The following is a 23,508-nucleotide window of genomic DNA, read 5'->3' on the forward strand; positions in this document are numbered from 1 at the left end:
CGTACTCGCAGACTTACTCGCAGGTCAGGACCACAGTGCCGTATTCATACGAAGCCCCAGTCTCACAGACGCTTTTCGACCGCGCGTCCCTCGTGACGCCCGGCGGCGTGAACTCACCGGTGCGCGCCTTCCGGGCCGTGGGCGGAACGCCCCGGTTCATGGTGTCCGGTACCGGCCCGTACCTCACCGACGCGGACGGTCGTGAGTACGTCGACCTCGTCTGCTCGTGGGGGCCGATGATCCTCGGCCACTCGCACCCCGAGGTGATCGCCGCGGTGCAGGCCGCCGTCGCCCGCGGCACCTCCTTCGGCACGCCCGGCGAGGGCGAGGTCGCCCTCGCCGAGGAGATCGTCGCCCGGATCGAGCCCGTCGAGCAGGTTCGGCTGGTTTCCTCCGGTACGGAAGCCACGATGTCGGCGATCCGGCTCGCCCGGGGCTTCACCGGCCGCGCCAAGGTCGTGAAGTTCGCCGGCTGCTACCACGGGCACGTGGACGCGCTGCTCGCCGCGGCCGGCTCCGGTGTGGCCACCTTCGGTCTGCCCGACACGCCCGGCGTGACCGGTGCGCAGGCCGGCGACACGATCGTCCTGCCGTACAACGACCTGGAGGCCGTGCACGAGGCCTTCCACCGGTACCCGGGCGAGATCGCCTGCGTGATCACCGAGGCCTCGCCGGGCAACATGGGGGTCGTCCCGCCGCTGCCGGGATTCAACCAGGGCCTGAAGGACGCGTGCGAGAAGAACGGCGCGCTCTTCATCTCCGACGAGGTCATGACCGGCTTCCGGACCTCCCGCGCCGGCTGGTACGGCGTCGACGGCGTGAAGCCCGACCTGATGACCTTCGGCAAGGTCATGGGCGGCGGCTTCCCGGCCGCGGCCTTCGGCGGCCGCGCCGACGTCATGGGGCACCTCGCCCCGGCGGGCCCGGTCTACCAGGCCGGCACCCTCTCCGGTAACCCGGTCGCCACCGCCGCCGGCCTCGCGCAGCTGCGGCTGCTCGACGACGCCGCGTACGCCAAGGTCGACGCGGTCTCGAAGGAGATCCAGGAGCTCGTCACCGGCGCGCTCACCAAGGAGGGTGTCGCGCACCGGCTGCAGACCGCCTCCAACATGTTCTCCGTCTTCTTCACGGCCGGCGAGGTGCGGAACTACGACGACGCGAAGAAGCAGGAGGCCTTCCGCTTCAACGCCTTCTTCCACTCGATGCTGGCCGACGGGGTCTACCTGCCGCCGTCCGCGTTCGAGTCCTGGTTCGTGTCCACGGCCCACGACGAGCGCGCGATCGAGCGGATCGCCGCCGCGCTGCCCGCCGCCGCCCGCGCCGCCGCGGAGGCCACGGCATGAGCACGAGCCTTCCGAGCGGCGACGACATCACCGTCGTCCACCTCATGCGCCACGGCGAGGTGCACAACCCCGACGGCGTCCTCTACGGTCGCCGCTCCGGCTACCACCTCTCCGAGCTCGGCCGGCAGATGGCCGACCGGGTCGCCGAGCACCTGGCCGCCCGGGACATCACGTACGTCGTGGCGTCCCCGCTGGAGCGCGCCCAGGAGACCGCCCAGCCGGTCGCCAAGAGCCACGGCCTGGATCTGGCCACGGACGAGCGGCTCATCGAGGCCGGCAACGTCTTCGAGGGCAAGACCTTCGGCGTCGGCGACGGCGCCCTGCGCAAGCCGGGCAACTGGAAGCACCTCACCAACCCGTTCAAGCCGTCCTGGGGCGAGCCGTACATCGACCAGGTCGTACGGATGATGGGCGCCCTCGACGCGGCGAAGGACGCGGCCCGTGGTCACGAGGCGGTCTGCGTCAGCCACCAGCTGCCGATCTGGATCGTGCGCAGCTTCGTCGAGAAGCGGAAGCTGTGGCACGACCCGCGGCGGCGCCAGTGCACGCTGGCCTCGCTGACCTCGTTCACGTACCAGGGCGACAAGATCGTCTCGGTCGGTTACAGCGAGCCGGCGCGTGACCTGGTGCCCGCGCATCTGCTCGCGGGCGCGAAGCCGGTCAAGGGCAAGGCGAAGGCCTTCGGCGCGTAACGCTTCGCGGGAAGACCGGTAGGAATCCCGCGGGCCGGCCGTGGGCGGTCGCGCAGTTCCCCGCGTGCTTGGACGTTCGATGCGTAGAGGTTCTGCGGAGAAACGTTCGAGGCGCGGGCCCTCGGGTACACCCCTCAGGGCGATCGGATGACATGAAGTCATCTGGTCGCCCTGAAATTTTTGTGCTAATTCCCGGAACCTCCGCGTTCCTCCCGGCATCTCACTCATTGTCGGTTTGGATGACCTTTCGGTCATACGTAAGCGCGAATGGGGACGTCATGCGCGGGATCAGTCGAAGGGGTCTGCTGGGGGCGGGCGTTGGGGCCGCGGCGGCGATCGGGGTCGCCGGATGCGGCATCAGCAACCAGGACAAGTCAGGCAATTCCGGACCAGGCAAGGGCGGCGACGCCTCGGGATCCCCGAGCGCGCCCGCAGCCACCGAGAAAGAGGCCCGACTCATCGGTGACGGTTCCACCGCCGACACCGGAAAGCAGCCGAACCAGCCCGACGCCCCCGTGCCGCTCGAACCGGGCCAGACCCCGCCGCAGTTCGTGATCTTCTCCTGGGACGGTGCCGGCGAGGTCGGCAACGGCCTCTTCCCCCGCTTCCTCGAACTCGCCAAGAACCACGACGCCGCGATGACCTTCTTCCTCTCCGGGATCTACCTCCTGCCGGAGTCGAAGAAGAACCTCTACCGCCCCCCGAACAACCGCGTCGGCGCCTCCGACATCGGCTACCTCACCGACGACCACATCAAGGACACCCTCAAGAACGTCCGCCAGGCCTGGCTCGACGGACACGAGATCGGCACCCACTTCAACGGCCACTTCTGCGGAGGCTCGGGCTCCGTCGGCAACTGGACCCCGGCCCAGTGGCAGAGCGAGATCGACCAGGCGACGAAGTTCGTCACCGAGTGGAAGACGAACAGCGGCTGGACCGACCTCGACCCGCTGCCCTTCGACTACAGCAAGGAACTCGTCGGCGGCCGCACCCCCTGCCTCCTCGGCCAGGACAACCTCCTGCCCACGGCGAAGCGGCTCGGCTGGCGCTACGACGCCAGCTCGCCGGGCGGCCGCCAGATGTGGCCGGTCAAGCGCCAGGGCATATGGGACCTCCCGCTGCAGGCCGTGCCCTTCCCCGGCCACTCCTTCGAGGTCCTGTCCATGGACTACAACATGCTCGCCAACCAGTCGAAGAACACGACCAAGGGGGTGCCCTCGCGCTACCCGGGCTGGCGCAAGCAGGCCACCGAGGCGTACCTCGCCGGGTTCAACCGCGCCTACGAGTCCAACCGGGCGCCCTTCTACATCGGCAACCACTTCGAGCAGTGGAACGGCGGCATCTACATGGACGCCGTCGAGGAGGCCCTCAAGGGCATGGCGGGCAAGCCGGACGTCCGGCTGGTCTCCTTCCGCCAGTTCGTGGACTGGCTGGACGTGCAGGACCCGAAGATCCTCGCCAAGCTCCGTACGCTCGAGGTCGGCCAGTCGCCCACGGGCGGCTGGAACACCTTCCTCAGGACCGCTTAGGGCTCGTACGTCCCTTAAGCCCCCTTGACAAGGGGCTTTACGGGCACCCAGGGGGGCGCCCAAGATCCCCCAAACGCCCATGCGAAACTTTTCACATGAGCTCTAGCCGTGCCTCTCGACGCACCCTGCTCGCCGTCGGAACGCTGTCGGCCGCCCTCGCGCTGTCGGCCTGCACATCGGACGACAACGGCAAGTCCGGCGGCGGCGGTGGAACCAACTTCGTGACCAACACGGGGGGTGTCTCCACCGTCGCCAAGGGCGAGCGCAAGGCGACCAACGCGATCGCGGGCGAGACGCTCGAGGGCAAGCAGCTCGACATCGCCGACCTCAAGGGCAAGGTCGTCGTGATGAACGTCTGGGGCTCCTGGTGCCCGCCGTGCCGCGCCGAGGCACCGCACTTCACCAAGGTCGCGAACGAGCTCAAGGACAAGGGCGTGGAGTTCGTCGGGATCAACACCCGCGACCCCAACAAGCAGCCCGCGCTCGCCTTCGAAGAGGACTACAAGGTCCCGTACCCGAGCTTCTACGATCCGGCCGGAAAGCTGATCGTCAACGGATTCCCCAAGGGCACGCTCAACCCGCAGGCCATTCCCTCCACCGTCGTCCTCGACAGGGACGGGAAGATCGCCGCGCGCTCCCTCATGGCCCTCGACGAGAAGAAGCTCCGCTCGATGATCGAGCCGCTTCTCGCGGAGAAGTGATCCGGTGAACGAGACGGTCTTCAGCGGCGCGCTGCTCCTCGCCCTGCCCATCGCCGTCCTCGGCGGCCTGGTCTCCTTCTTCTCGCCGTGCGTCCTGCCGCTCGTCCCCGGTTACCTGAGCTACGTGACCGGCGTCACCGGCACCGACCTGGCCGAGGCCAAGCGCGGCCGGATGGCCGCCGGCGCCTCCCTCTTCGTCCTCGGCTTCTCCGCCGTCTTCGTCTCCGGCGGCGCCCTCTTCGGCTACTTCGGCTCGACGCTCCAGGAGTACCGCGACACGCTCACCACCGTCCTCGGTGTGCTGATGATCGCCCTCGGCGTCTTCTTCCTCGGCCTCATGCCCTGGTTCACCCAGCGCGAGTTCCGCTTCCACAAGAAGCCCGTCACCGGACTCGTCGGCGCGCCGCTGCTCGGCGCGCTCTTCGGCATCGGCTGGACCCCGTGCATCGGCCCGACCCTCGCCTCCGTCAACGCGCTCGCCGCGCAGGAGGCCAGCGCCGGCCGCGGCGCGCTGCTGACCGTCGCGTACTGCGTCGGCCTCGGCGTCCCCTTCATCCTCGCCGCGGTCGCCTTCCGCAAGGCGCTCGGCACGTTCGGCTGGATCAAGAAGCACTATGTGTGGGTGATGAGAATCGGCGGCGGCATGATGATCCTGACCGGCCTGCTGCTGCTCACCGGCGCGTGGGACAGCATGGTCGCGACGATGCAGGGCTGGTCCAGCGGCTTCACGGTGGGGATCTGAGAGTTCCGATGAGCAAGACCGAAACGACCCAGGAGCAGGACAACCTCGGCGAGGCCGGGGCTCAGCTCTCCACCGCGCCCAAGGAGGAGACCGCCGTCGGCGGCCCCACCCTCGGAGTCTTCGGCTGGATCCGCTGGTTCTGGCGACAGCTGACCTCGATGCGGGTCGCGCTGATCCTGCTCTTCCTGCTCTCCCTCGGCGCGATCCCCGGCTCGCTCATCCCGCAGACCAGCGCGGACGAGCTGAAGGTGCAGACCTTCAAGGAAGCCCACGAGACGCTCACGCCGATCTACGAGAAGCTCCAGCTCTTCGACGTCTACGGCTCGGTGTGGTTCTCCGCGATCTACATCCTGCTGTTCGTCTCCCTCATCGGCTGCATCGTGCCGCGCAGCTGGCAGTTCGTCGGCCAGCTCCGCGGACTGCCGCCCGGCGCCCCCGGCCGCCTCACCCGGCTTCCCGCGTACACGACCTGGCGCACCGAGGCCGAGCCCGAGCAGGTCCGCGAGGCCGCGCTCGCGCTCCTCAAGGGCCGCCGCTTCCGCGCGCACACCGTCAAGGACGCCATCGCCGCCGAGAAGGGCTATCTGCGCGAGGCCGGGAACCTGCTCTTCCACATCGCGCTGATCGTGATGCTGGTCGCCTTCGCGTGGGGACAGCTCTTCAAGTCCGAGGGCGGCAAGCTGATCATCGAGGGCGACGGCTTCTCCAACACCCTCACCCAGTACGACGACTTCAAGTCCGGCTCCCTCTACAGCACCGAGGACCTCGCGCCGTTCGGGTTCCAGCTGGACAGCTTCACCGGTACGTACGAGAAGAGCGGCCCGCAGCGCGGCACCCCGCGCACCTTCGAGGCCGCCGTCACGTACTCCGAGGCGGGCGGCGCGGAGAAGAAGGCGGTCATCCGCGTCAACGAGCCGCTGCAGGTCGGCGGCTCCAAGGTGTACCTGATCGCCCACGGGTACGCGCCCGTGGTCACCGTCAAGGACGGCCGGGGCAAGGTCGTCTTCCACGGCGCGGTCCCGCTGCTGCCGTTCGACAACAACATCACCTCCACCGGCGCGATCAAGGTGATGGACGGCTACCGCGACAAGAACGGCAAGAAGGAGCAGCTGGGCTTCCAGGCCTTCTTCGTGCCGACCTTCGCGGGCGCCGGCAAGGGCGACATGTTCTCGCAGTTCCCGGCGCTCGACTTCCCCGTCATGGCGCTCACCGGCTTCCACGGCGATCTGCGTGTGGACTCCGGGCTGCCGCAGAACGTGTACCAGCTGGACAAGTCCAAGATGACCCAGTTCGAGGTCGAGGGCGGCACGGGCAAGGCCAACCGGCTGCTGCCCGGCGAGACGATGACGCTGCCCGACGGTGCCGGCTCGATCACCTTCGAGAAGGACATCAAGGAGTGGGCGAGCTTCCAGGTCTCCCAGCAGCCCGGCAACGGTCTCGCCCTCGCGGGCGCGATCGCCGCGATCGCCGGTCTGACCGGCTCGCTGTTCATCCAGCGGCGCCGGGTCTGGGTCGGGGCCGTTCGGGGGAAGGACGGCGTCACCGTCGTCGAGATGGCGGGTCTTGGCCGGAGCGAGTCCGCCAAGCTCCCGGAGGAGCTGGCCGAACTCGCGGTCACGCTCAACGCACAGGCGCCGACCGCGCCCGAACCTGCCACAGCAGAAGCCGAAGGGGCTGAGAAGTGAATCTCGCCGCCGTGAGTCTCGCTGCCGAGACCAACGAGAGCCTGGCGCAGATGAGCAACACGCTCATCTACTCCTCGATGGCCGTCTACACCCTGGCCTTCCTGGCGCACATCGCCGAGTGGGTGTTCGGCAGCCGCAGCAAGGTCGGCCGTACGGCCGCCGCGCTGACCGTCGACACTCCGGCTCCGGCCGTGACCGTCCAGGTCAGGCAGGCCGGCGGCACCGCCGTCCTGGACAAGCCCAAGGTCGTCACCCGGTCCGGCGCCGGCGTCCGCGACGTGCCCGACGGCCCCGGCGCGGCCGGCGGCACGGTCAAGGGCGATCTGTACGGCCGTATCGCCGTCTCGCTCACGACGCTCGCGTTCCTGATCGAGGCGGCCGGCGTGATCGCCCGTGCGATCGCCGTGCAGCGCGCCCCCTGGGGCAACATGTACGAGTTCTCCACCACCTTCTCCACCGTGGCGGTCGGCGTGTACCTCGCCTTCCTGCTCGCGAAGAAGAACGTCCGCTGGATCGGTCTGCCGCTGGTGACGACCGTCCTGCTGGACCTGGGCGTCGCCACGACCGTGCTCTACACCGAGAGCGACCAGCTCGTCCCCGCGCTGGACTCCTACTGGATGTGGATCCACGTCTCGACCGCGATCTTCTGCGGCTCGGTGCTCTACCTGGGGGCCGTCGGCACCCTGCTCTACCTCTTCCGCGACTCCTACGAGAACAAGATCGCGAACGGCGGGAAGCCCGGCGCCTTCGCCCGCTCGGTCCTCGAGCGGCTGCCGTCCGCGGCGACGCTGGACAAGTTCGCGTACCGGGTCAACGCGGCGACCTTCCCGCTGTGGACGTTCACGATCATCGCGGGCGCGATCTGGGCCGGCGACGCGTGGGGCCGCTACTGGGGCTGGGACGCCAAGGAGGTCTGGGCGTTCATCACCTGGGTCGGTTACGCGGCGTATCTGCACGCGCGCGCGACGGCCGGCTGGAAGGGCCGCAAGGCCGCGTACATCGCGCTCATCGCCTTCGGCTGCTTCCTCTTCAACTACTACGGGGTCAACATCTTCGTGACCAGCAAGCACTCGTACGCGGGCGTCTGAGCCCTGAGCTAGCGGGTGACGGGCCCCGGCGGGACGCTGGAGGTATGAGCGAGATACCTCGGGGCAGGTGCGAGACCCACGACGGCAACCTGCATCACCTGCGGTACGTGATCGATCTGCCCCACCCGATGATCCGGGTCTGGGCGGCCGTCGCGACGCCGGAGGGTCTGCCGCAGTGGCTCTGCGAGGCGGATCCGCTGGAGCCGAGGCTCGGCGGAGCGGTGACGCTGCGCTGGTTGAACGGAGACACGGTGGTCTCGGGGACGGTGACGGCCTGGGACCCTGAGTACGTGGCCGAGTACACGGTCGGCCCGCCGCACGGCCGGATCCGGTTCCACCTGGAACCGGCCGGGGGCGGCGGGGCGACCGTGCTGCGTTTCACGAACGAGTTCCGTGGGACGCGGGAGGAGAAGCTGGACTTCCTCGCCGGGTGGCACGAGCACTTCGAGCGCCTGGACGAGGCGCTGGAGGGCCGGCCCACGGACTGGCGGACCTGGACGCCGGATCGCTGGCGTGAGCTGCGGGAGCGGTACGAGCGGGACGAGGCGCGCTGGCCGAAGTGGGAGCCGTAGAGGGGCTAACCCCGCCTCGGTGGCAGGCAGTCCTGTGTCGGGGGGTTGCCTTCCGGCCAGGCGATCTGGACGAACCTCTGCGAGCCGTCCTGGGCCAGCTCCACTATCGGGACCGCCTTGTTGTACGGGTTGCCGAAGTTGTCCAGGCAGATCCAGCCGCTCGCGCCGTCGACCCGGAGCGAGCCCTTCACCTGGGGCCACTGCGTGGCCACGTCCGCCAGTGACGGGTACTGGGCGCCCTGCGGGGTCGCCTGGCGGATCGCGTGGACCGCCGCCGCCATCGCGTCGTACGCCACGATCGCCTGGCCGTCCGCGAGCGGGACCGGCTTCTTCGCCACCTTGGCGATGTCCGCGAGGAAGGTCTCGTACGCGGCCGTCGAGCCGCCCGTCGCCGGCACCGGGCGACCCTTCGCGGGCTTCCAGGCGTCCGGGTGCGCGAGCGAGGCGTAGCGGACGGTCAGCTTCGCCTTCAGCGCGGCCCGGTTGAGCTTGCGGTCCGCGCCCAGGTACGAGCCCTCGTCACCGGTCAGGATCGTGAACGAACGCTCCGCGCAGCCGCGGGCGCCGAGCGCGTTGATGAACTGCCGCAGCTGGGTGTGCCGGCCGGCGAAGAACACCGTCTCCGCCCTCGTGTCGCAGATCAGATGCGTGATCTGGCGGAAGGTATTCGCGGTCGTGCCCTCCTCCGTCGGGTCGGCGGGCGAGGTGAACAGCTGCGGCTCGTACGGCGCGCCCTTGAGGGAGGCCGAGAACGCCGCCTTCAGCGTGTCCGTGTAGTGGTCGCCGGTCCGGGTGTCCTGGACGAGCAGCGCCTTCGCCGCCTCGACCTTCCCGAAGTGGGCCAGCGCCTTCGCCTCGTCTCCGTTGGTGGGGGAGACACGGGCCAGACCGGGGTAGCGGTTCTTGCCGGCGCCGGGGCCGTTGGCGATGTCGTCGGCGGTGATGGTGGTGCCGACGACCGCGATGCCCGCACCCGTCAGGGACGTCACCGCCTGCCGTACCTCGGTCGAGGAGGTGGCGACGCCCGAGACCGCCCGCAGCCGGTCGGTGCCGCCGGTCATCGTCTTCAGCTGCTCGACCGTCGTCTGCCAATGGGCGTTGCCCTTACCGGTGTTGGCGAGGACGAGCCGGATCTTCGGGGTCTCGCTGTTGGACTCGTGGTTGGCCCGGTACTGCCGGGCGAACGCGCCCTGCACCTCGTGCAGGACCTTCTCCCGCATGCCGCTGTCCGTGGAGGTCAGCGGCAGCAGCAGGGCGACCGTGGCGTACTCGCCCGGCTTCAGGGTGCGGTTCTCCTCGCGGATCAGCCCGGCCACCTCGGTCAGGGACGGGACGCCGAAGTCGAATCCGTCGCCGTTGACGCCGATGCATTCGGTACTGCCCTGGGGCCGTTCCACCCCCGCGGCGCAGGAACGGTCCTCCGGGGTGGTGGCGCGGTTCACCGCGTACCCCGTCAGACTGCCGACGACGGCCAGGGTCACCACCGTCGTGAGGACCTTCTGGCGCGGGGTGTGCCAGAGGTGGAAGCGCAGCCAGTCGAGCATGGTCCTCAGACTCCGTCCTCGCGCGCCGGCGGGAGCGAGAGCTCCCGCCAGGCGCGGATGTCCGTCGGCCAGTGGGTGGCCGCGTCCCACAGCGGTCGGTTGCCCGTCAGATGGCGGCCGGACAGTTGGCGCAGCTCGAACGCCAGCTTCTCGGTCACCTCGTCGTCGGGCAGGGCGAGCGGGTCGGTCAACAGCCAGACCGCGTGCAGCAACCGCCGCAGACGCAGGTGGAGTTCGGTGGTGGCGGCGTCGAGACCGGCCGGCATCAGGTCGGGCGGCCGCTGCCCGAGCGCGACGGCCCGGCGCGGATCGGGACCGGTCCGGTCGCGGGTGCGCGGGTAGGGGGCGGAGGCGATGAACCGCAGCCGTCCGAGCCAGTCCTCGATGTCCGGACGGGGGAACGTGACCCGCAGATGGGTCACGGCCTGCTGGGTCCGGCCGAGGGCGAGTTCGTGGTGCAGCCGGTACGGGAGCCCGCCCTCCTGGTCGTAGTGCCGGTGCAGGGTCTCGTGGACGGCCCGCCAGGTCGCGTACCCCTCGCCGTCCTCGAAGCGCAGCCGGTGCAGCAGCAGGGCGCGCAGCAGCGGATCGGCGACGAAGTGCTCCGGGCTCTCCGGCCAGCCCTCGGCGCGCAGCCGGTCGCGGACCTCCAGGGCCATGTCGCCGTCCGGGGACTCCCCGGGCAGCCGTGTGTGCGCGAGGAGCCGGGCGGAGGTCTCGTCGTGGGCCGCGGCGAGCACCGCGAGCCGGCCGTGGTGCTCCCCGGGCAGCAGCTCGCCGAGCAGCGTCGGCGCGACCGGCACCGGCGGAGTGTCCTCGCGCAGCTCCACCGTCAGGTCGAGCAGCGCGCCCGGGGTGAGGTCCGCGCGCAGCTCCGCCGGGGCCTCGCCCGCGGTACGGCCGAGGAGGGTCACTCCCAGTGGGCGCCCGCCGGCGAGCCGGTGGACGCCCCGCGCCAGGTCGGCCGGGGTCCGGCCGGCCGGGTCGTGCCGGTCGAAGGCCGACTGGGCGTGCGCGGGGGAGAGCGGGGTGAGCTCGACGGCGAGGATGCCGGAGGTGACGTCCGTGCCGCGGGGGCAGGGAGCCAGCCGTGCGGTCTCGGGCAGCCTCAGCCGGGTCGCGCGGCGCATGCCCTCGTGGTCGCGGACGCGGGAGGAGGCGAGGACCACGATCCGGTCGCGGCGCCCGGCGGCCCGGTCCCGCAGGATCGGTTCGAGCAGGCGACGGCCCAGCGGTTCATGGGCGTTGTCGAGGAGGAGGACGGGGCGGCCGCTGCGGGCACCGGCCCGCAGCAGCCCGGTGAAGGCGCGGTGCAGGTCCTCGACGAGCGCGCGGACCAGGAAGCCCTCGGCCTCCTCGCGGCGCCGGCCGCCCTGATCGAAGTCGTTGGCGAGGTACTGCAGGCCGATCTTGCCGCGGCCTCCGGCGTTGCGGTAGAGCCCGTACCAGTTCTCCGACCTGCGCTGGCTGCGGCCGAAGACCTCTTCCAGGACGGTCTCCACGGTCGCCTCGGCCAGGAGCCCGGCCATCGGCGCCGTGGCCTCGGCGAAGTTGGCGGCCAGCTTGCTCAGGACCTTGGTGACCCAAGTGGCACCGGCCCCCTTCGCCGCGTCGACGGTCGCGAGGACCGGCCCGAGCCGCTGCAGATCGCGCCGCGCGCGCTCCTCGTCCTCCCGCGACCAGCTGATGGAGGCGACGGCGACCAGACCGAGCGACAGCCGCGGGAACTCCACGGGGGCGCTGGCGAACCCGCGCGGGGCGAGCTGCCCGGCGAGCTCGGCGAGGGCTCCGGTGAGCGGGTTCCAGCCGGGCCCGTGGTCGGCGGGCGGCTCGATGTGCGCGCAGTCGAGGAACGCGAGCGGAGTGGCCCCCTTGTACGCGTTGCGGAGCTGCTTGAGCAGGGCCGTCTTGCCCATGCCCCGGCCGCCGGTGAAGACGGTGACCGGCGGATCGTCGCCGTGCTCGTACGCGGTGCGGGCGAAGCGGTACGGGGCCAGGCCGGTGAGCCGCGCGGCGAGTCCGGATTCCTGGAAGACCGCCTCGCGGCCGTACAGCTCTCTGTCCACGCCCCGTCACCCCCGTCACAGTCAACTCCAGGATATCGACGGTGTGTTGGGAAAGCGGCAGGCTTTTCGAGTCTGTTGTGCAGGTGTTGTCAGTCCGTGGCGATGGCGTCGAGCTGAGCCCGGAGATAGGAATGGGACTCGATGCCGTGGATCGTGGTGCCGGGGTCGCACTCGTAGAAATAGACCAGCGACATCAGCTCCTCGGCGGGCGCTTCCGCGGGCGGCGGCAGCACGCGGTGACGACCTGAGCGCCACCGTCCACCGGTCCAACCGGCCATCACGTCACCGATGTTGACGGTGAAGGCGGCGGGATCGTACGGCGCGTCCTGCCAGCCGCCGGCGTCGGTGAAGACCTGGAGACCGCCCCGGCCGGCCTGCCGGTCGAGGATGGTCACCGTGCCGAAGTCGGTGTGCGGCCCGATCCGGAACTGCCCCGGCTCCGGCTCGCCGGTCCGCTCCCGCCCCGGGTACCAGTTGATGTTGAAGCCGAAGGTCGGGTGCCCGGTGTGCCGGGTGAAGAAGTCCCGCTCCTCGCCGAGGGCGACGCCGAGCAGGTCGAGAACTCGGTCTGACAGGGCCTGCATCTCCGCGAGATACCTCTGGACGAGCGGTTTCAGCTCCGGCACCTCTGCGGGCCAGGTGTTCGGCAGGAACCACTCGGCGTCCACGACCGGGTCGCCGGTCGGCTCGTCCGCCGCGAAGGAGAGCGACTCCTTCAGGTCGGGCGGGGTCGCCGTGCCCTCCGCGTACCCGTTGGCCTCCGCGCCCGGCCCGAGCCAGCCGCGCCCGCCGACCCGCACGGCGTACGGCTCCTTCGCGGCGGGCTGGAGGTGGAAGAACCGGCGGGCGACGGCCCGGATCTCCGCCCGCAGGCCGGGGTCGACCCCGTGCCCGGCGACCAGCAGGAACCCGGCCTCGCGCAGGGCGCGGTCGACGGCGGGGAGCTGCGGGGCGGGATCACGGGCGAGGTCGATGGTGGGGAGGCTCGCTTCACTCATGGCCGATGTCCTCGTTCCACAGTGCCGGGTGCTTAACGATGAACTCCCGCATCAGCCCACGGCATTCGGGGTCGTCGAGCACCAGGACCTCGACGCCGTGCTCGGCCAGCCAGTCGTGGCCGCCGTGGAAGGTCTCCGCCTCCCCGACGACCACGCGCGAGATCCCGAACTGCCGCACCAGGCCGGAGCAGTACCAGCAGGGCGAGAGCGTCGTCACCATGGTCGTCCCCCGGTACGAGCGCTGCCGGCCGGCCGCCCGGAACGCGGCGGTCTCCGCGTGCGCCGACGGGTCCCCGTCCTGCACGCGCCGGTTGTGCCCGCGCCCGAGCAGCGTCCCGTCGGCCGCGTAGAGGGCGGCCCCGATCGGAATCCCGCCCTCGGCGAGCCCGGCCCATGCCTCGACGAGGGCCGTCGCGAGCCACTGGCGTGCCTGGTCCTGGTCCACGAGGGGACTCTTCCCGCGCGGGCGGCGGTGTCACACCTTGTGGTCGCGGGGCTGGACCGTGCGGGGCATGAGCCGCACGAGGGCGGAGCAGACGAGGACGGCCGCGGCGACCAGGGCGAGGCTGTGGACGGTGGCTTCCGGGGAGCCGCCGGAGCTGTGGAAGTAGACGGTGGTGACGACCGCGGCGCCGATGCTGTTGGCGAGTTGGGTGACGGCGGTCAGGGAACCGGAGGCGCTGCCGGACTCGTTCGGGGCGATGTCGCCGAGGGTGACCTCGTAGATCGTGCCGAAGCAGGTGCCGAGGCCGAGGCCGGTGACGAACACCGGGACGAGCAGCGTCCAGCCCGTCGGGGTGGTGGCCTGCACCAGCGCGAGCAGGGCCAGGGTGCCGGTCAGGGTGAGCAGCAGGCCGATGAGGATGAGGGTGCGGCCGAGGCGTGCCTTGAGCCGGTGCGAGGCGATCGAGGCGGCGATGATGCCGGCGGCGACGGGGGCGAGGCCGAGGGAGGCCCCGGTGGGCGTGCGGTGCAGGCCGTCCTGGAGGTAGAGGGACAGGACGAAGAGCAGGCCGGCGACCGCCGCGTAGAAGACCAGGCCGAGGACGAGGCCCGAGGTGAAGCCGCGGTTGTGCAGCAGCGACGGTTCGATCAGGGGAGCGGCGGCGCGGCGCTGGCGCAGGCAGAACAGCGCGAAGAAGGCGGTGCCGGCGGCGAGGGAGAGGACCGGGCCGAGGGTCCAGCCGTGTGCGGCGCCGTCGATCAGCCCGTGGAGCAGGCCGAGCATCGTCGCGGCGAGCAGGGCGGATCCCAGGCCGTCGAGGGTCACCTCCCGGTCGCCCGTGTCGCGGGGCAGCAGCCGGACGGCGAGGACGATCGCGAGGCCGCCGAGCACGATGTTGATCAGGAACATGGAGCGCCAGCCGAAGGCGTCGATGAGGACACCGGCGAGGACCGGGCCGCTGATGGCCGACAGTCCGAGGGCGGGGGCGAAGACGCCGAACGCCTTGCCGATCTCCTTGGGCGGGAAGACCGCGCGGAGGATGCCGAAGCCCTGCGGGATCACCAGGGCGCCGAAGGCTCCCTGGAGCAGGCGGAAGCCGATGACGGAGGCAGGGTCGTAGGCGAGCCCGCAGGCGACGGACGCGAGGGTGAAGCCGGTGAGGCCGATCAGGAACAGCCGGCGTCGGCCGAACCTGTCGCCGAGCCGGCCGCCGACCACGAGCAGGACGCCCATGGACAGCGCGTAACCGGCGCCGAGCCACTGGACGAGGGACTCTCCGCCGTGCAGGTCGGCGGCGATGGTCGGGGCGGCGATGTTGGTGATCGTGGCGTCGAGGAGGTCGAGGGCCGCGGCGAAGAGGACAACGGCGAGGACGGCCCATCGGCGGCGATCGGTGGTCGGTAAAGCGGTGGGAGTCTCGGGGAGGGTGGTGGACATGGGGGACTCCTTGAAGGGGTCGGGGTGGGTCGGTCAGTGCTGCGGGGCGAAGGCGCCGGCGTTCTCGCGGGCCCACTGCCGGTAGGTGCGGGCGGGGCGGCCGAGCAGGGACTCGGTGGTGTCGGCGACGGTGGCGGGGCCGTGGGCGGCGGCGGCCTGCCACAGGTCGAGCAGCGAGCCGACCATGACCGCGGGCATGTGGCGGCCCATCTGCTGCTCCGCTTCGGCGCGGGTGATGTGCTCGACCGGGATCGCGCGGCCGACGGCGTCGGAGAGAACGGCGAGCTGCTCGCGGAAGGTGAGCGACTCGGGGCCGGTCAGGGTGATCGAGCGACCCGTGAGGGAGTGGCCGGTCAGGGCCTCGACGGCGATGTCGGCGATGTCCTCGGGGTGGATGGGCGCGATGTGCGCGTCCGGATAGGCGAGCTGGACCGGCAGGGAGCTGCCGATGAAGTACGCCCAGCCGAGGGAGTTGCTGGCGAAGGCGTCGGGCCGCAGGAAGGTGCAGGTGAGGTCGGATTCGGCGAGGGCGCGCTCGACCTCGAGGCTGTGGCTCGCCAGCGGGTCGTCCTCGGCGTCGGGGCCGAGGACCGAGGACGAGGAGAGCAGGACGACGTGCTCGACGCCGGCGGTCTCGGCGGCCTTGATCAGCTCGTGGATGCCGGCGGGCTCGGGATAGAGGAAGACCTGGCGGACGTCGCGGAGCGCGGAGTCGAGGCCCGCGGGGTGGTCGAGGGCGAGCTCGACGGTCTCGACGCCGTCGGGGACGGTCAGCTCGGCGGGATCGGCGCTGGCGGCGCGGACGGTGTGGCCGGCGGCGTGCAGGCGGGCGATGACGCCCTGGCCGACCTTGCCGCGGGCGCCGGTGATGAGCGTGGTCATGGGAAAGCTCCTTCGTTCGAAGTTCGGTGCCGCTCGGTGTCGTTCTTTGCCGTTCGACATATGCATGCTCGCATGCACACGATTGCGAGTCAACACATGCCTTCGAGGAGTCATCCATATCTGTACGATGAGGGCATGACGAAGCGTGAGCCGAAGACGGCGGACGAGCTGATGAACGCTGTGGGCCCGGCCTTCGGGAAGCTCCGGCGCTCCTCACTCCTGGAGGTCCAGGACCCGATCTCCCAGAAGGACCTGAGCCGCACGCTGGTGCTCAGGATCGTCCTGGACGCCGAGCAGGAGGACACCGGCGAGGTCACGGTCGGCTCGGTCGCCCGGCACCTGGGCGTGGACCCGTCGGTGGCCAGTCGCATGGTCTCCGACTGCATCTCGGCCGGCTATCTCGTCCGGGCGGCCTCCCAGCAGGACGGCCGCCGCACCGTTCTCCATCTCAGCCCCGAAGGCAGGGAGTTGATGACCCGCTTCGGTCGCCACCAGCGCTCGGCCTTCGAGTACATCACCGGCGAGTGGACCGAGCACGAACGACTGGAGTTCGCCCGTCTCCTGCTCAAGTACGTCGACTCCCAGGACAGCCTCGCCCAGCGCGCCGAGGACAAGACCTCCTAGCGCAACCACCTGACGCGACGTCGGCACCGGCCCATCGGCAGGGCGACGCCCCCTGGCCGCGGGCTCACGTGATCACGAACCGGACGTCATGCGACGACGCCCAAGCCCCGCGAGAAGCCGAATCACGCGCGGCACGATGGGGCAACCCCGAGTCGGAAGGCGTTGGCGCCGTCCTCGGCGAAGGGGGTGGCGAGCCAGCGGCGGGCCTGTTCCTGGTCCATGGGGCCCCTCCCCGGCGGGGCGGGGGTGTCACGCCTCGGTCGGAGGGCTGTTCTTTCCGGCAGCGGGCAGGACGTAGGAACCCTTACCGGGCACGGTGATGATCAGTCCGCGCTCGCGGAGTTCCCGCATGGCCCGGCGGGCGGTCAGCACGGCGATGCCGTACTCCTCGGAGAGGCGGCCGGGCGTGGGGATCATCCGGTCGGGGGCGAACTCCCCGGAGGCGATCTTCGCTGCGATCACGTCGGCCAGCTGCATGTACAGCGGGCGTGCCGACTGCGGGTCAAGGCTCATAGGTCAACGCTAGATAGTCATACAAAGACACGTTCGGATGGGTCTAGCTGCACAGTGATGCATCACTGTGCATCACGCACTACGGTGTGGGCACGAAATGACCCCGGCGACCGCTGGTACCGGCCCCGGGGCATGGCCACCAACTTCAAGGGAGTTGATGACGTGCGGAACCCTATCGCGCGCGTACTGGGCAAGGCGCTGATCCCCGTTCTACTCGGGCTGCTCATGCTGACCCTGCCGCCCACCGGCAGGCACCGCCCCCGACCGGTCACCCACCGCCGCCCGACCTTCCCGCCCCCGGCGCCGCGCCATCGTGTCCCCACCCGCCGGTCTCCGTACGCCCGTGAGCAGGCGATGCTCCTCGACGGGGCCCGGTCACCCCTGGAGCGCCCCTACCTGACGGCGGGCTCCGCTCGGGCGGTACAGCGGAGGCGTCGGCGGGCGCTGTGGCTAGCGACCGTCGGGGTGGACGTCGACCACCGGAACATCCATGCCGGGGGTGCCCGATGAGCCGTTGTGGGGCGAGGCGGTCCGTGTTCGCGATCGCGGAAGTGGTGCGGCCGGTGTGCGCGGGCTCGGTCTGCGTGCTCGACGTGGGGCACGACGGTCCGCACCGCGACCGTGCGGGGGACGGCTGGTGGGTGACGCCGGAGATCGCCGACGCGGTGAGCGTGCCCCTGCTGGCCCGCGCCTTTACGGCCGCGCCCGAGCCGGAGTTCCGGTCACCGCGCTGCATCGTCGGCCGCCACGACCGCTGCCGGGACCACGTGCCCCGTGACAGCGGCGTACAGGGCGTCCGTCATCTCGTGTGCGGGTGCGTCTGCCATTTTCCGACCTTCGCCCTGCCCGACGAAGACTGCCCATGAGGTGCCGCGCCTGGACGGCCGCGCTCCTTGCGGTCTCAACTGTGGCGCTCCTGCTGCTCCTGCACGCCCTCTTCGGCGAAGGGATTCAGTAGCGGCGCGCCGCCGTAGCTGCCTCCTTGAGTGGGGCGAGGTCCAGGCCGACAACGCGCATCTGTCCGGTCCGCAGGACCTCGTGGTTGAAGTACAGGGCGCCGAATCGGTGCTCCTTGTGTCGCTGGAACTCCCACTTTGCGGTGCGCAGTTCAGCCAGTCGGCCGCCGCCGGAGACGCGGGCCCGGGACGCCTGGCTCACGATCCACCGAGCGTGCTGATCGGCTTGGTCGCGCTCGCGGCAGTGCTGGACGGCCAGCGACCAGAGGATGGCCGGCGAGGTGTCGGGGCCGAGGACGGCCACGATCCCGACTTCGCCGTACGGGATGTCGCCTTCGGAGCGGGTGGTGTAGGCGAGGATCTCACCGAACATGTGGAAGACGGTGACGCGGTCGCTGTCGACGAGGGGCATGGGGGTCGGCCTTCGATGGGGTGCCGTCCGGCACGCGCACAGCCGGCGCGTGCCGGACAGCCGGGAGAAGGGAATCAGCAGCAGGGGCCGTCGCCGCAGCACGCGGATTCGTTGCACTCCGCCGCGGTTCCCCACAGCTTCTTGTCGACGGCGAAGCCGGCGTCACGGATCATGTCCGTGACGTCGTACATGAGGCCGAGCGTGCGGGTCTTGCTGTTCGGGGCGTGGTGGAGGAAGCGGCCGAAGTGCTCCTGGCACCAGTCCGTGTACTCCTGGCTGTGAAGCATGAACGTGTGCCACGCGGGGTCCACGTCCCTACTCGGCGCCATGACGTCGCCCTTGCCCGTGGTGCCCATGGTCCAGAGGAAGGCCAGGCCCTGGTCCATGACGCGTTCGGCCGTGGGCAGGTCGATGCGGTACTCGTCCGCGCAGAAGGCGGCGAGCCGCTGGAACAGCGGCGGCGGGACGAGGTCCCGGCCATGACGGACTTCAAGTGAGGTCGCGGTCATGCAATGCTCCTTGAGTGCGTGCTCGGCATGCGGCCCACCCGCTTGCCGTCGTGCGCCGGGCTCTCGGCGAGAGCCCGGTTCCGCCCCGGTCGCTGTCCGGCCAGGAGGAGACCGGGGCGGTGCCCCGCCCGCGTGCGATCGGCGCCGCCGCGGGCAGGAGTTCAGGGCGAGTGATGTTGCATGGCTCGCGCGATGTGGCGTTCCACAGGGCTCGACAGGGTGTCGAGCGGCGACGTGGACGCGACCATGGGGCCGCACTCCGCCGGATCCGCGTGCCAGTACGCGGGGATGTGGACGCCGCTCGCGGCACCGTCGCTGATTGGTAGGGCCTCGCCATGGATCGGCCGGTCGCAGTAGGCGCAGTGCTTCGCCATCTCGCCTCCTCGGGCGCAATGCGGGCGTGGCAAGGGCAGTCACAGCGGCTGGGAGGCACGGCCAGGTCGCCGTAGCTGGTGTATACGGCGCCAGGCTTGCACCACCGGTGTTCGCCGAACTGGCAGGCAGGCCGCACCATCAAGAACCCGTTTGCGGTGCTCGCCGCGGGTTGCCAAGCCCGACGCGGTTCCTCAGCGAAGACGTGCATGGGCTGTTCGCCCCGGGCTGCCGCGCAGGCCCGGTGGGCGAAGACGTGCAGGCCGTCGGCGTGCGCGCGAACGCAGACGTCGGCGCCGGGCTTCGGGCAGTGCGTGCAGGGCCGTTCCCTGCGGGTGCGGATCGCCATGACCGGGACGGTAGGCCGTGCAATTGCGGGGCCATGTGCATATTGCGCCGGATTGCGCGGGAAGCCCCGGTGACTCCGACGGATTGCTCAGGCAGCCCCGAGAGCGGCCCGTACACGACCGATGAGGCGCTGCGCCTGCCCGCCGTACACGGCGGACTCCGCAAGCCACTCCCACGACCGTTCGTACAACGTGACAGACGCCTCGTCCGCGAGCCACATTTCGGTGTTGATGGTCTCGACGATGACGAGGCGCCGGTCGTAGATCCAGAAGCCGTGCGACGGAGCGCGCCGCAGCCGAGCGCCGAGGGGGATGATGCCGAGCTTCACGTTGTCGAGGCCGATCACACCCATGAGGCGGTCGAGCTGGGCGACGTGGACCGGAACGGGGGATGTGCGTGCGTGCAGCGCGGGTTCGTAGACGAGGAAGTGAAAAGTCTTGTCGGGGTCGTAGAGCGCTCCCTGGCGCCGTACGCGGGCCCGAACAGCGGCGTCCACGTCTCGGGGGGTCTGCCGGAACTCTGCGTTCTGCTCGAAGATGTACCGGGCGTACTCCGGGGTTTGGAGCAGGCCGGGCACGCGGACGACCTCGACGCCACGGGTGAGGCTGGTTGCGGCGGTCTCGGCGACGCCCTGCTCCTGGCGCGCACGGTGGCCGGCGGCGAGCTGGCGTCTCCACGAACGGTAGGTGGTCTCAAGGCCGGCGGTACGGGCCTTGAGCTCGGCGACGACCTCGGGCTGTCCTGCGGCGCGAGCCCACGCTTCCACATCGCCGACGGACGGGGTCTGCTTGCCGGTCTGGAGCCGTGACACCTTGGAGGCGGGCCAGCCGAGGCGCTCGGCGAAGTCCTTTCCGCTCAGGCCGGTCTCGGCGCGCAGTTCGCGCAGCCGCGCGCCGAGGGCCTCCCGGCCAGACTGAAAGTCGGTACTGCTCACATCGAGGAACGTACCCGCTTCGCGTACTCGGCGGTGGGCACGGCGTGGTGCCATGCGGCGTCCCGTACCTGGCAGGCCGTGGCGACTTCGGCCGGGTCCTCCGAGACGATGACGCCGAGAGTGTGGTCGTCTTCGTCGAAGACGAAGCGGACGAGTGTGCGCGAATCGAAGAGCCAGAAGTCGTAGTCGGGCAGCCGCAGTTGCTCCGCCTCGGTGCGGGTGAGGTTGCGGATGTCCTCGCCGGCTGCGACATTCCCGAGCCCGGAGGCGACGAGGAAAGCCTGCCCTTCGGTGAGCGGTTCGTCGACCAGGCGCACGCGCTCGAAGCGCTTTCCGGCGGCCACTTGCTTCTGGACGTTCTCGCGCCAGGCGTTGAGTGGGTCGGCGGTGATGTCGGCGCCCGCCTTCCAGCGGGCCCACCTCGGGCTTTTGCGGTCGGAGGCGTAGCCGCGGCGGGTCTCCAGGCGCCACGCGGTGTGCTTGAACTCGGCGAAGAGGTCGCTGATGTCGGAGAACGGGACCACCTCACGGGCTTCGGCGCGCGGGGCGAAGCGGGCCAGAAGTTCGCGGGGAACGGTCACGAACGTCTCCGACTCCTTGACGTCGCGGAGCTCCGCGAGCTGGGTGGGGTCGGTGACGCGCTCGCCCTGCACGAGGATCTCGCCCGTGGACTCGACCTCGTACAGGGTGGGGCAGTCGCCGTCATCGCTGGTCGTGCCGAGGAACCTGAGCGGCATGTCCGGGCCTCCCTTGTTTGGGTGGTTGGGGCTCCAGAATGCGTGGCTGTGCGGCGGTGAGGGTTCGGATTGCGCGCGATTGCGCGCGATGGGGTCATCGGCTCCGCCGATGGGGGGCATCGGCAGGACGCCCCACTGGCTCGTGGACCGGGCCGGGCCCGTCTCCGTAGCGTCGCAGTCATGAGAAACGAGAGCGGAACGCAGACCAGGGGAACCGTCGAACTGACCCTCGCCATGGTGCTCTCCGGCACCCTCGGCATCTTCGTCGTCGAGTCCGGGGCGTCGCCCTTCAACGTGGTGTTCTTCCGGTGCCTCTTCGGGGCCGCCGCCCTCGGCGCGTACAGCCTCGCCCGGGGCTACTTCACCGGGCACGGTTTCACTTCGAAGAAGCTCGGACTCGCCGCGCTCGGCGGGGTGTTCATCGTCTTCAACTGGGTCTTCCTCTTCGAGGCGTACGAAGCCACCTCGATCTCGTTCGCCACCGTCGTCTACCACACGCAGCCGTTCTTCCTGGTGGTGTTCGGCGCGGTGCTGTTCCGGGAGCGGATCACGGCCGCCAAGTTCGGCTGGCTCGGTGTCGCCTTCGTCGGGCTCGTCCTCGTCTCCGGCATCCGGCCCGGGGACACCGCCTCCCTGAAGGGGCTCGGGCTCGCGCTCGCCGCCGCCGTGCTCTACGCGCTGTCGACGATCGTCACCAAGCGGATCACCGGCGTTCGGCCGCATCTCATCGCCCTCGTGCAGGTCCTCGTCGGCCTCCCGCTGCTGCTGCCGTTCGCCGACTTCGGCGCGGCCTCGCGTCTCGGCGCCGGCTGGGGCTGGCTCGCAGGCCTCGGACTGATCCACACCGGGCTGATGTACGTGCTGATGTACGCGGCGTACCAGAAGCTGCCCACCGCCAAGATCGCCGTGCTCGCCTTCACCTACCCCGCCGTCGCGATGGTCGCCGACTGGGCGGTGTACGGGCACCACATCGGCCTCGTCCAGGCGCTCGGTGTCCCGCTGATCGTCCTGGCGAGCCTGAAGGTCACCCTGTCGGGCTCTGCTCCCGCACGAGCCGTCGCGTCTGCTCCACGAACAGCCGCACATGAGCCGGAAGCCGCTTCCCCCGCCGCCACGCGATCTGCGTGAAGAGGGTGAAGGGCACCTTCCAGTCCAGCTCCACCAGTGCCCCGGACGCCAGCTCCTCGGAGACGGTGACCCGGGGCACCAGGGCGATGCCCAGGCCGCCCGCCACGCCCCTCTTCGTCGCCTCGATCGTGCCGAACTCCATGAACGGTGGGGACCATTCCCGAAGCTCACGCTCGAACAGATCGCGGTACGGACAGCCCGGCTCGGTCCCCACCAGTTGAGCCACCGCCAGGTCGGCCGGCGTCAGATCCGTACGTCCCGCCAGCGGATGGCGCGGTGACGCGACCAGGACCAGCGGCTCCTCGGCGAGGACCTCGCTCTCCAGGCCCGCGTGCTCCGTCTCCGGCTCCATCAGGAAGCCGACGTCGTACGTCCCCTGGCGCAGCGCCTGCCGGGTCTCGTCGCCGAGCGTGGGGCGCAACGACAGCTGGACCTTCGGGTAGCGGTGGTGGAAGAGCTCCAGGAGCGGCGGCAGCCGGTAGGAGGTCAGCGACTCCATCGTGCCGACCGCGATCGCCCCGGCCGGCTCCTCGGTCTCCACGACCGCGGCCCGTGCCTCCTCGGACAGCTCGATGATCCGGCGGGCGTACGGCAGGAGCCGCTCGCCGGCCTCGGTGAGCCGGATGCGGCTGCCCAGGCGCTCGAAGAGCTCCACGCCGAGCGAGGACTCCAGGGCGCGGATCTGGCTGGTCACGCTGGACTGGGCGTACCGCAGTTCGGCCGCGGCGCGGGTGAAGGAGAGGACGGTGGCGACCTTCTCGAAGGTGACAAGGAGCCGCAGCTCCATCACTGCTCCTTGTCGCCGTCCTGCTCGCGCTTCTTCAGCTCCTCCTCGCGGCGGCGCAGGTCCGCCTCCCAGTCCTTGAGGAGGGACTCGTCCTTCTTGTTCTCCTCGCGGATGGACTTGAGGAACTCGGGGTTGTCGTCGGGGGCGACCCACTCGTGGCGGTGGTTGCGGTGCCATTCGGAGGGGGTGCGGCCGCCGGTCGGGGGCTTGCGCATCTTGCCGGCGGCGAACCAGACGATCGGGCCGACGATCCAGAACAGCAGGATGATGATGACCCAGACGACCTTGGGCAGGTGCTTGGCCTCGTCCTCGGGGGTGTTGAGGCAGTCGATGAACGCGTAGATCGTCAGCGCCAGCGGCAGGATGTACATCAGCGCCCTGAGCATGTGGGACAGCCCCCTGGAAACAGTGGCGGGGTTCGTTTCTTCGGCCCCGGTGACGGGTCAAGCCTAGCCGGTGACCGA

Annotated in this window: 26 protein-coding genes; 12 read left to right on the forward strand and 14 right to left on the reverse strand. The window is 70.4% G+C overall.

The window, feature by feature from the left end:
* Window positions 1-35 precede the first annotated feature (35 nt).
* From hemL to ACFV9D_RS28540, 8 genes are all read left to right on the forward strand, one after another.
* Window positions 36-1,343, forward strand: a complete 1,308-nt coding sequence (gene hemL / locus ACFV9D_RS28505; RefSeq protein WP_385152176.1) for a glutamate-1-semialdehyde 2,1-aminomutase — start codon at window positions 36-38, stop codon at window positions 1,341-1,343.
* Window positions 1,340-2,035: a histidine phosphatase family protein gene (locus ACFV9D_RS28510; protein ID WP_385152179.1), complete on the forward strand. Its 696-nt coding sequence runs from the start codon at window positions 1,340-1,342 to the stop codon at window positions 2,033-2,035. Before hemL ends, ACFV9D_RS28510 begins: the two co-directional genes overlap by 4 nt.
* A gap of 278 nt (window positions 2,036-2,313) precedes the next feature.
* Window positions 2,314-3,564 carry a hypothetical protein gene (locus ACFV9D_RS28515; protein WP_385152182.1) on the forward strand — a complete coding sequence of 417 codons (1,251 nt, stop codon included), beginning with the start codon at window positions 2,314-2,316 and terminating at the stop codon, window positions 3,562-3,564.
* A 95-nt stretch (window positions 3,565-3,659) separates the two neighbouring features.
* Entirely contained in the window at window positions 3,660-4,265 is a 606-nt protein-coding gene (locus ACFV9D_RS28520) for a TlpA family protein disulfide reductase (protein WP_385152185.1), read from the forward strand.
* A gap of 4 nt (window positions 4,266-4,269) precedes the next feature.
* On the forward strand, window positions 4,270-5,007 hold the full coding sequence (locus ACFV9D_RS28525) for a cytochrome c biogenesis CcdA family protein (protein ID WP_385152188.1): 738 nt from the start codon (window positions 4,270-4,272) through the stop codon (window positions 5,005-5,007).
* A gap of 8 nt (window positions 5,008-5,015) precedes the next feature.
* Window positions 5,016-6,692, forward strand: a complete 1,677-nt coding sequence (locus ACFV9D_RS28530; RefSeq protein ID WP_385152191.1) for a cytochrome c biogenesis protein ResB — start codon at window positions 5,016-5,018, stop codon at window positions 6,690-6,692.
* An 11-nt stretch (window positions 6,693-6,703) separates the two neighbouring features.
* Window positions 6,704-7,780 (forward strand): c-type cytochrome biogenesis protein CcsB, encoded by a 1,077-nt coding sequence (gene ccsB, locus ACFV9D_RS28535; protein ID WP_385152194.1) that lies wholly within the window; start codon window positions 6,704-6,706, stop codon window positions 7,778-7,780.
* A gap of 44 nt (window positions 7,781-7,824) precedes the next feature.
* A complete protein-coding gene (locus tag ACFV9D_RS28540) occupies window positions 7,825-8,352 on the forward strand; it encodes an SRPBCC domain-containing protein (RefSeq protein ID WP_385152197.1) in 528 nt (175 codons plus the stop codon).
* Window positions 8,353-8,357: 5 nt separating this feature from the next.
* Here the strand turns inward: ACFV9D_RS28540 and ACFV9D_RS28545 are convergent, their stop codons facing one another.
* The 6 genes from ACFV9D_RS28545 to ACFV9D_RS28570 form a co-directional block, all read right to left on the reverse strand.
* Entirely contained in the window at window positions 8,358-9,896 is a 1,539-nt protein-coding gene (locus ACFV9D_RS28545) for an ABC transporter substrate-binding protein (protein ID WP_385152200.1), read from the reverse strand.
* Window positions 9,897-9,901: 5 nt separating this feature from the next.
* The gene (locus tag ACFV9D_RS28550) at window positions 9,902-11,962 is read right to left on the reverse strand and encodes a hypothetical protein (protein WP_385152202.1); all 2,061 of its coding nucleotides are present in this window, start codon (window positions 11,960-11,962) and stop codon (window positions 9,902-9,904) included.
* A gap of 89 nt (window positions 11,963-12,051) precedes the next feature.
* Window positions 12,052-12,960: an isopenicillin N synthase family dioxygenase gene (locus tag ACFV9D_RS28555; RefSeq protein WP_385152205.1), complete on the reverse strand. Its 909-nt coding sequence runs from the start codon at window positions 12,958-12,960 to the stop codon at window positions 12,052-12,054.
* Window positions 12,953-13,405: a nucleoside deaminase gene (locus ACFV9D_RS28560; RefSeq protein ID WP_385152208.1), complete on the reverse strand. Its 453-nt coding sequence runs from the start codon at window positions 13,403-13,405 to the stop codon at window positions 12,953-12,955. The genes ACFV9D_RS28555 and ACFV9D_RS28560 overlap by 8 nt, the downstream gene beginning before the upstream one ends.
* Before the next feature lie 30 nt (window positions 13,406-13,435).
* A complete protein-coding gene (locus ACFV9D_RS28565; RefSeq protein ID WP_385152211.1) occupies window positions 13,436-14,842 on the reverse strand; it encodes a DHA2 family efflux MFS transporter permease subunit in 1,407 nt (468 codons plus the stop codon).
* Window positions 14,843-14,875: 33 nt separating this feature from the next.
* A complete protein-coding gene (locus ACFV9D_RS28570; protein ID WP_385152214.1) occupies window positions 14,876-15,724 on the reverse strand; it encodes an NAD(P)H-binding protein in 849 nt (282 codons plus the stop codon).
* Between the two features lie 135 nt (window positions 15,725-15,859).
* Here ACFV9D_RS28570 and ACFV9D_RS28575 point away from each other — a divergent pair, with 135 nt between their 5' ends.
* On the forward strand, window positions 15,860-16,348 hold the full coding sequence (locus ACFV9D_RS28575) for a MarR family winged helix-turn-helix transcriptional regulator (protein WP_385152217.1): 489 nt from the start codon (window positions 15,860-15,862) through the stop codon (window positions 16,346-16,348).
* Between the two features lie 249 nt (window positions 16,349-16,597).
* Here the strand turns inward: ACFV9D_RS28575 and ACFV9D_RS28580 are convergent, their stop codons facing one another.
* Complete coding sequence (locus ACFV9D_RS28580) at window positions 16,598-16,861, reverse strand: GntR family transcriptional regulator (protein WP_385152220.1); 264 nt, start codon at window positions 16,859-16,861, stop codon at window positions 16,598-16,600.
* Window positions 16,862-17,023: 162 nt separating this feature from the next.
* Between ACFV9D_RS28580 and ACFV9D_RS28585 the strand changes: the two genes are divergently transcribed.
* The gene (locus ACFV9D_RS28585) at window positions 17,024-17,371 is read left to right on the forward strand and encodes a hypothetical protein (protein WP_385152223.1); all 348 of its coding nucleotides are present in this window, start codon (window positions 17,024-17,026) and stop codon (window positions 17,369-17,371) included.
* 23 nt (window positions 17,372-17,394) lie between these two features.
* A complete protein-coding gene (locus ACFV9D_RS28590) occupies window positions 17,395-17,727 on the forward strand; it encodes a hypothetical protein (protein ID WP_385152225.1) in 333 nt (110 codons plus the stop codon).
* An 85-nt stretch (window positions 17,728-17,812) separates the two neighbouring features.
* Here the strand turns inward: ACFV9D_RS28590 and ACFV9D_RS28595 are convergent, their stop codons facing one another.
* The 5 genes from ACFV9D_RS28595 to ACFV9D_RS28615 form a co-directional block, all read right to left on the reverse strand.
* Window positions 17,813-18,229 (reverse strand): hypothetical protein, encoded by a 417-nt coding sequence (locus tag ACFV9D_RS28595; RefSeq protein ID WP_385152228.1) that lies wholly within the window; start codon window positions 18,227-18,229, stop codon window positions 17,813-17,815.
* Between the two features lie 74 nt (window positions 18,230-18,303).
* Complete coding sequence (locus tag ACFV9D_RS28600; protein WP_385152231.1) at window positions 18,304-18,738, reverse strand: glycine-rich domain-containing protein; 435 nt, start codon at window positions 18,736-18,738, stop codon at window positions 18,304-18,306.
* A 161-nt stretch (window positions 18,739-18,899) separates the two neighbouring features.
* Window positions 18,900-19,112: a hypothetical protein gene (locus ACFV9D_RS28605; protein ID WP_385152234.1), complete on the reverse strand. Its 213-nt coding sequence runs from the start codon at window positions 19,110-19,112 to the stop codon at window positions 18,900-18,902.
* A 434-nt stretch (window positions 19,113-19,546) separates the two neighbouring features.
* Window positions 19,547-20,392, reverse strand: a complete 846-nt coding sequence (locus ACFV9D_RS28610) for a helix-turn-helix domain-containing protein (RefSeq protein ID WP_385152237.1) — start codon at window positions 20,390-20,392, stop codon at window positions 19,547-19,549.
* Window positions 20,389-21,129: a DUF6879 family protein gene (locus tag ACFV9D_RS28615; protein WP_385152240.1), complete on the reverse strand. Its 741-nt coding sequence runs from the start codon at window positions 21,127-21,129 to the stop codon at window positions 20,389-20,391. Before ACFV9D_RS28615 ends, ACFV9D_RS28610 begins: the two co-directional genes overlap by 4 nt.
* A 180-nt stretch (window positions 21,130-21,309) precedes the next feature.
* Between ACFV9D_RS28615 and ACFV9D_RS28620 the strand changes: the two genes are divergently transcribed.
* The gene (locus ACFV9D_RS28620; RefSeq protein ID WP_385152243.1) at window positions 21,310-22,257 is read left to right on the forward strand and encodes a DMT family transporter; all 948 of its coding nucleotides are present in this window, start codon (window positions 21,310-21,312) and stop codon (window positions 22,255-22,257) included.
* On the opposite strand, the gene ACFV9D_RS28625 is transcribed toward ACFV9D_RS28620, so the two are convergent.
* On the reverse strand, window positions 22,154-23,044 hold the full coding sequence (locus ACFV9D_RS28625) for a LysR family transcriptional regulator (RefSeq protein WP_385152246.1): 891 nt from the start codon (window positions 23,042-23,044) through the stop codon (window positions 22,154-22,156). The two genes, ACFV9D_RS28620 and ACFV9D_RS28625, sit on opposite strands and share 104 nt — an antisense overlap.
* Window positions 23,044-23,430, reverse strand: coding sequence for a PLD nuclease N-terminal domain-containing protein (locus ACFV9D_RS28630; RefSeq protein WP_385152249.1), 387 nt, complete (start codon window positions 23,428-23,430; stop codon window positions 23,044-23,046). Before ACFV9D_RS28630 ends, ACFV9D_RS28625 begins: the two co-directional genes overlap by 1 nt.
* Between the last annotated feature and the right edge of the window lie 78 nt (window positions 23,431-23,508).

The organism is Streptomyces sp. NPDC059875, assembly GCF_042731085.1.
In the GTDB taxonomy this organism is placed as follows: domain Bacteria; phylum Actinomycetota; class Actinomycetes; order Streptomycetales; family Streptomycetaceae; genus Streptomyces.

Bases quoted from the DNA above. Each gene is read 5' to 3' on its own strand.
- ACFV9D_RS28510 (WP_385152179.1), top strand. From the start codon at position 1,340: ATGAGCACGAGCCTTCCGAGCGGCGACGACATCACCGTCGTCCACCTC.
- ACFV9D_RS28515 (WP_385152182.1), top strand. From the start codon at position 2,314: ATGCGCGGGATCAGTCGAAGGGGTCTGCTGGGGGCGGGCGTTGGGGCC.
- ACFV9D_RS28520 (WP_385152185.1), top strand. From the start codon at position 3,660: ATGAGCTCTAGCCGTGCCTCTCGACGCACCCTGCTCGCCGTCGGAACG.
- ACFV9D_RS28530 (WP_385152191.1), top strand. From the start codon at position 5,016: ATGAGCAAGACCGAAACGACCCAGGAGCAGGACAACCTCGGCGAGGCC.
- ACFV9D_RS28540 (WP_385152197.1), top strand. From the start codon at position 7,825: ATGAGCGAGATACCTCGGGGCAGGTGCGAGACCCACGACGGCAACCTG.
- ACFV9D_RS28545 (WP_385152200.1), bottom strand. From the start codon at position 9,896: ATGCTCGACTGGCTGCGCTTCCACCTCTGGCACACCCCGCGCCAGAAG.
- ACFV9D_RS28555 (WP_385152205.1), bottom strand. From the start codon at position 12,960: ATGAGTGAAGCGAGCCTCCCCACCATCGACCTCGCCCGTGATCCCGCC.
- ACFV9D_RS28565 (WP_385152211.1), bottom strand. From the start codon at position 14,842: ATGTCCACCACCCTCCCCGAGACTCCCACCGCTTTACCGACCACCGAT.
- ACFV9D_RS28570 (WP_385152214.1), bottom strand. From the start codon at position 15,724: ATGACCACGCTCATCACCGGCGCCCGCGGCAAGGTCGGCCAGGGCGTC.
- ACFV9D_RS28575 (WP_385152217.1), top strand. From the start codon at position 15,860: ATGACGAAGCGTGAGCCGAAGACGGCGGACGAGCTGATGAACGCTGTG.
- ACFV9D_RS28580 (WP_385152220.1), bottom strand. From the start codon at position 16,861: ATGAGCCTTGACCCGCAGTCGGCACGCCCGCTGTACATGCAGCTGGCC.
- ACFV9D_RS28595 (WP_385152228.1), bottom strand. From the start codon at position 18,229: ATGCCCCTCGTCGACAGCGACCGCGTCACCGTCTTCCACATGTTCGGT.
- ACFV9D_RS28600 (WP_385152231.1), bottom strand. From the start codon at position 18,738: ATGACCGCGACCTCACTTGAAGTCCGTCATGGCCGGGACCTCGTCCCG.
- ACFV9D_RS28605 (WP_385152234.1), bottom strand. From the start codon at position 19,112: ATGGCGAAGCACTGCGCCTACTGCGACCGGCCGATCCATGGCGAGGCC.
- ACFV9D_RS28615 (WP_385152240.1), bottom strand. From the start codon at position 21,129: ATGCCGCTCAGGTTCCTCGGCACGACCAGCGATGACGGCGACTGCCCC.
- ACFV9D_RS28620 (WP_385152243.1), top strand. From the start codon at position 21,310: ATGAGAAACGAGAGCGGAACGCAGACCAGGGGAACCGTCGAACTGACC.
- ACFV9D_RS28625 (WP_385152246.1), bottom strand. From the start codon at position 23,044: ATGGAGCTGCGGCTCCTTGTCACCTTCGAGAAGGTCGCCACCGTCCTC.
- ACFV9D_RS28630 (WP_385152249.1), bottom strand. From the start codon at position 23,430: ATGCTCAGGGCGCTGATGTACATCCTGCCGCTGGCGCTGACGATCTAC.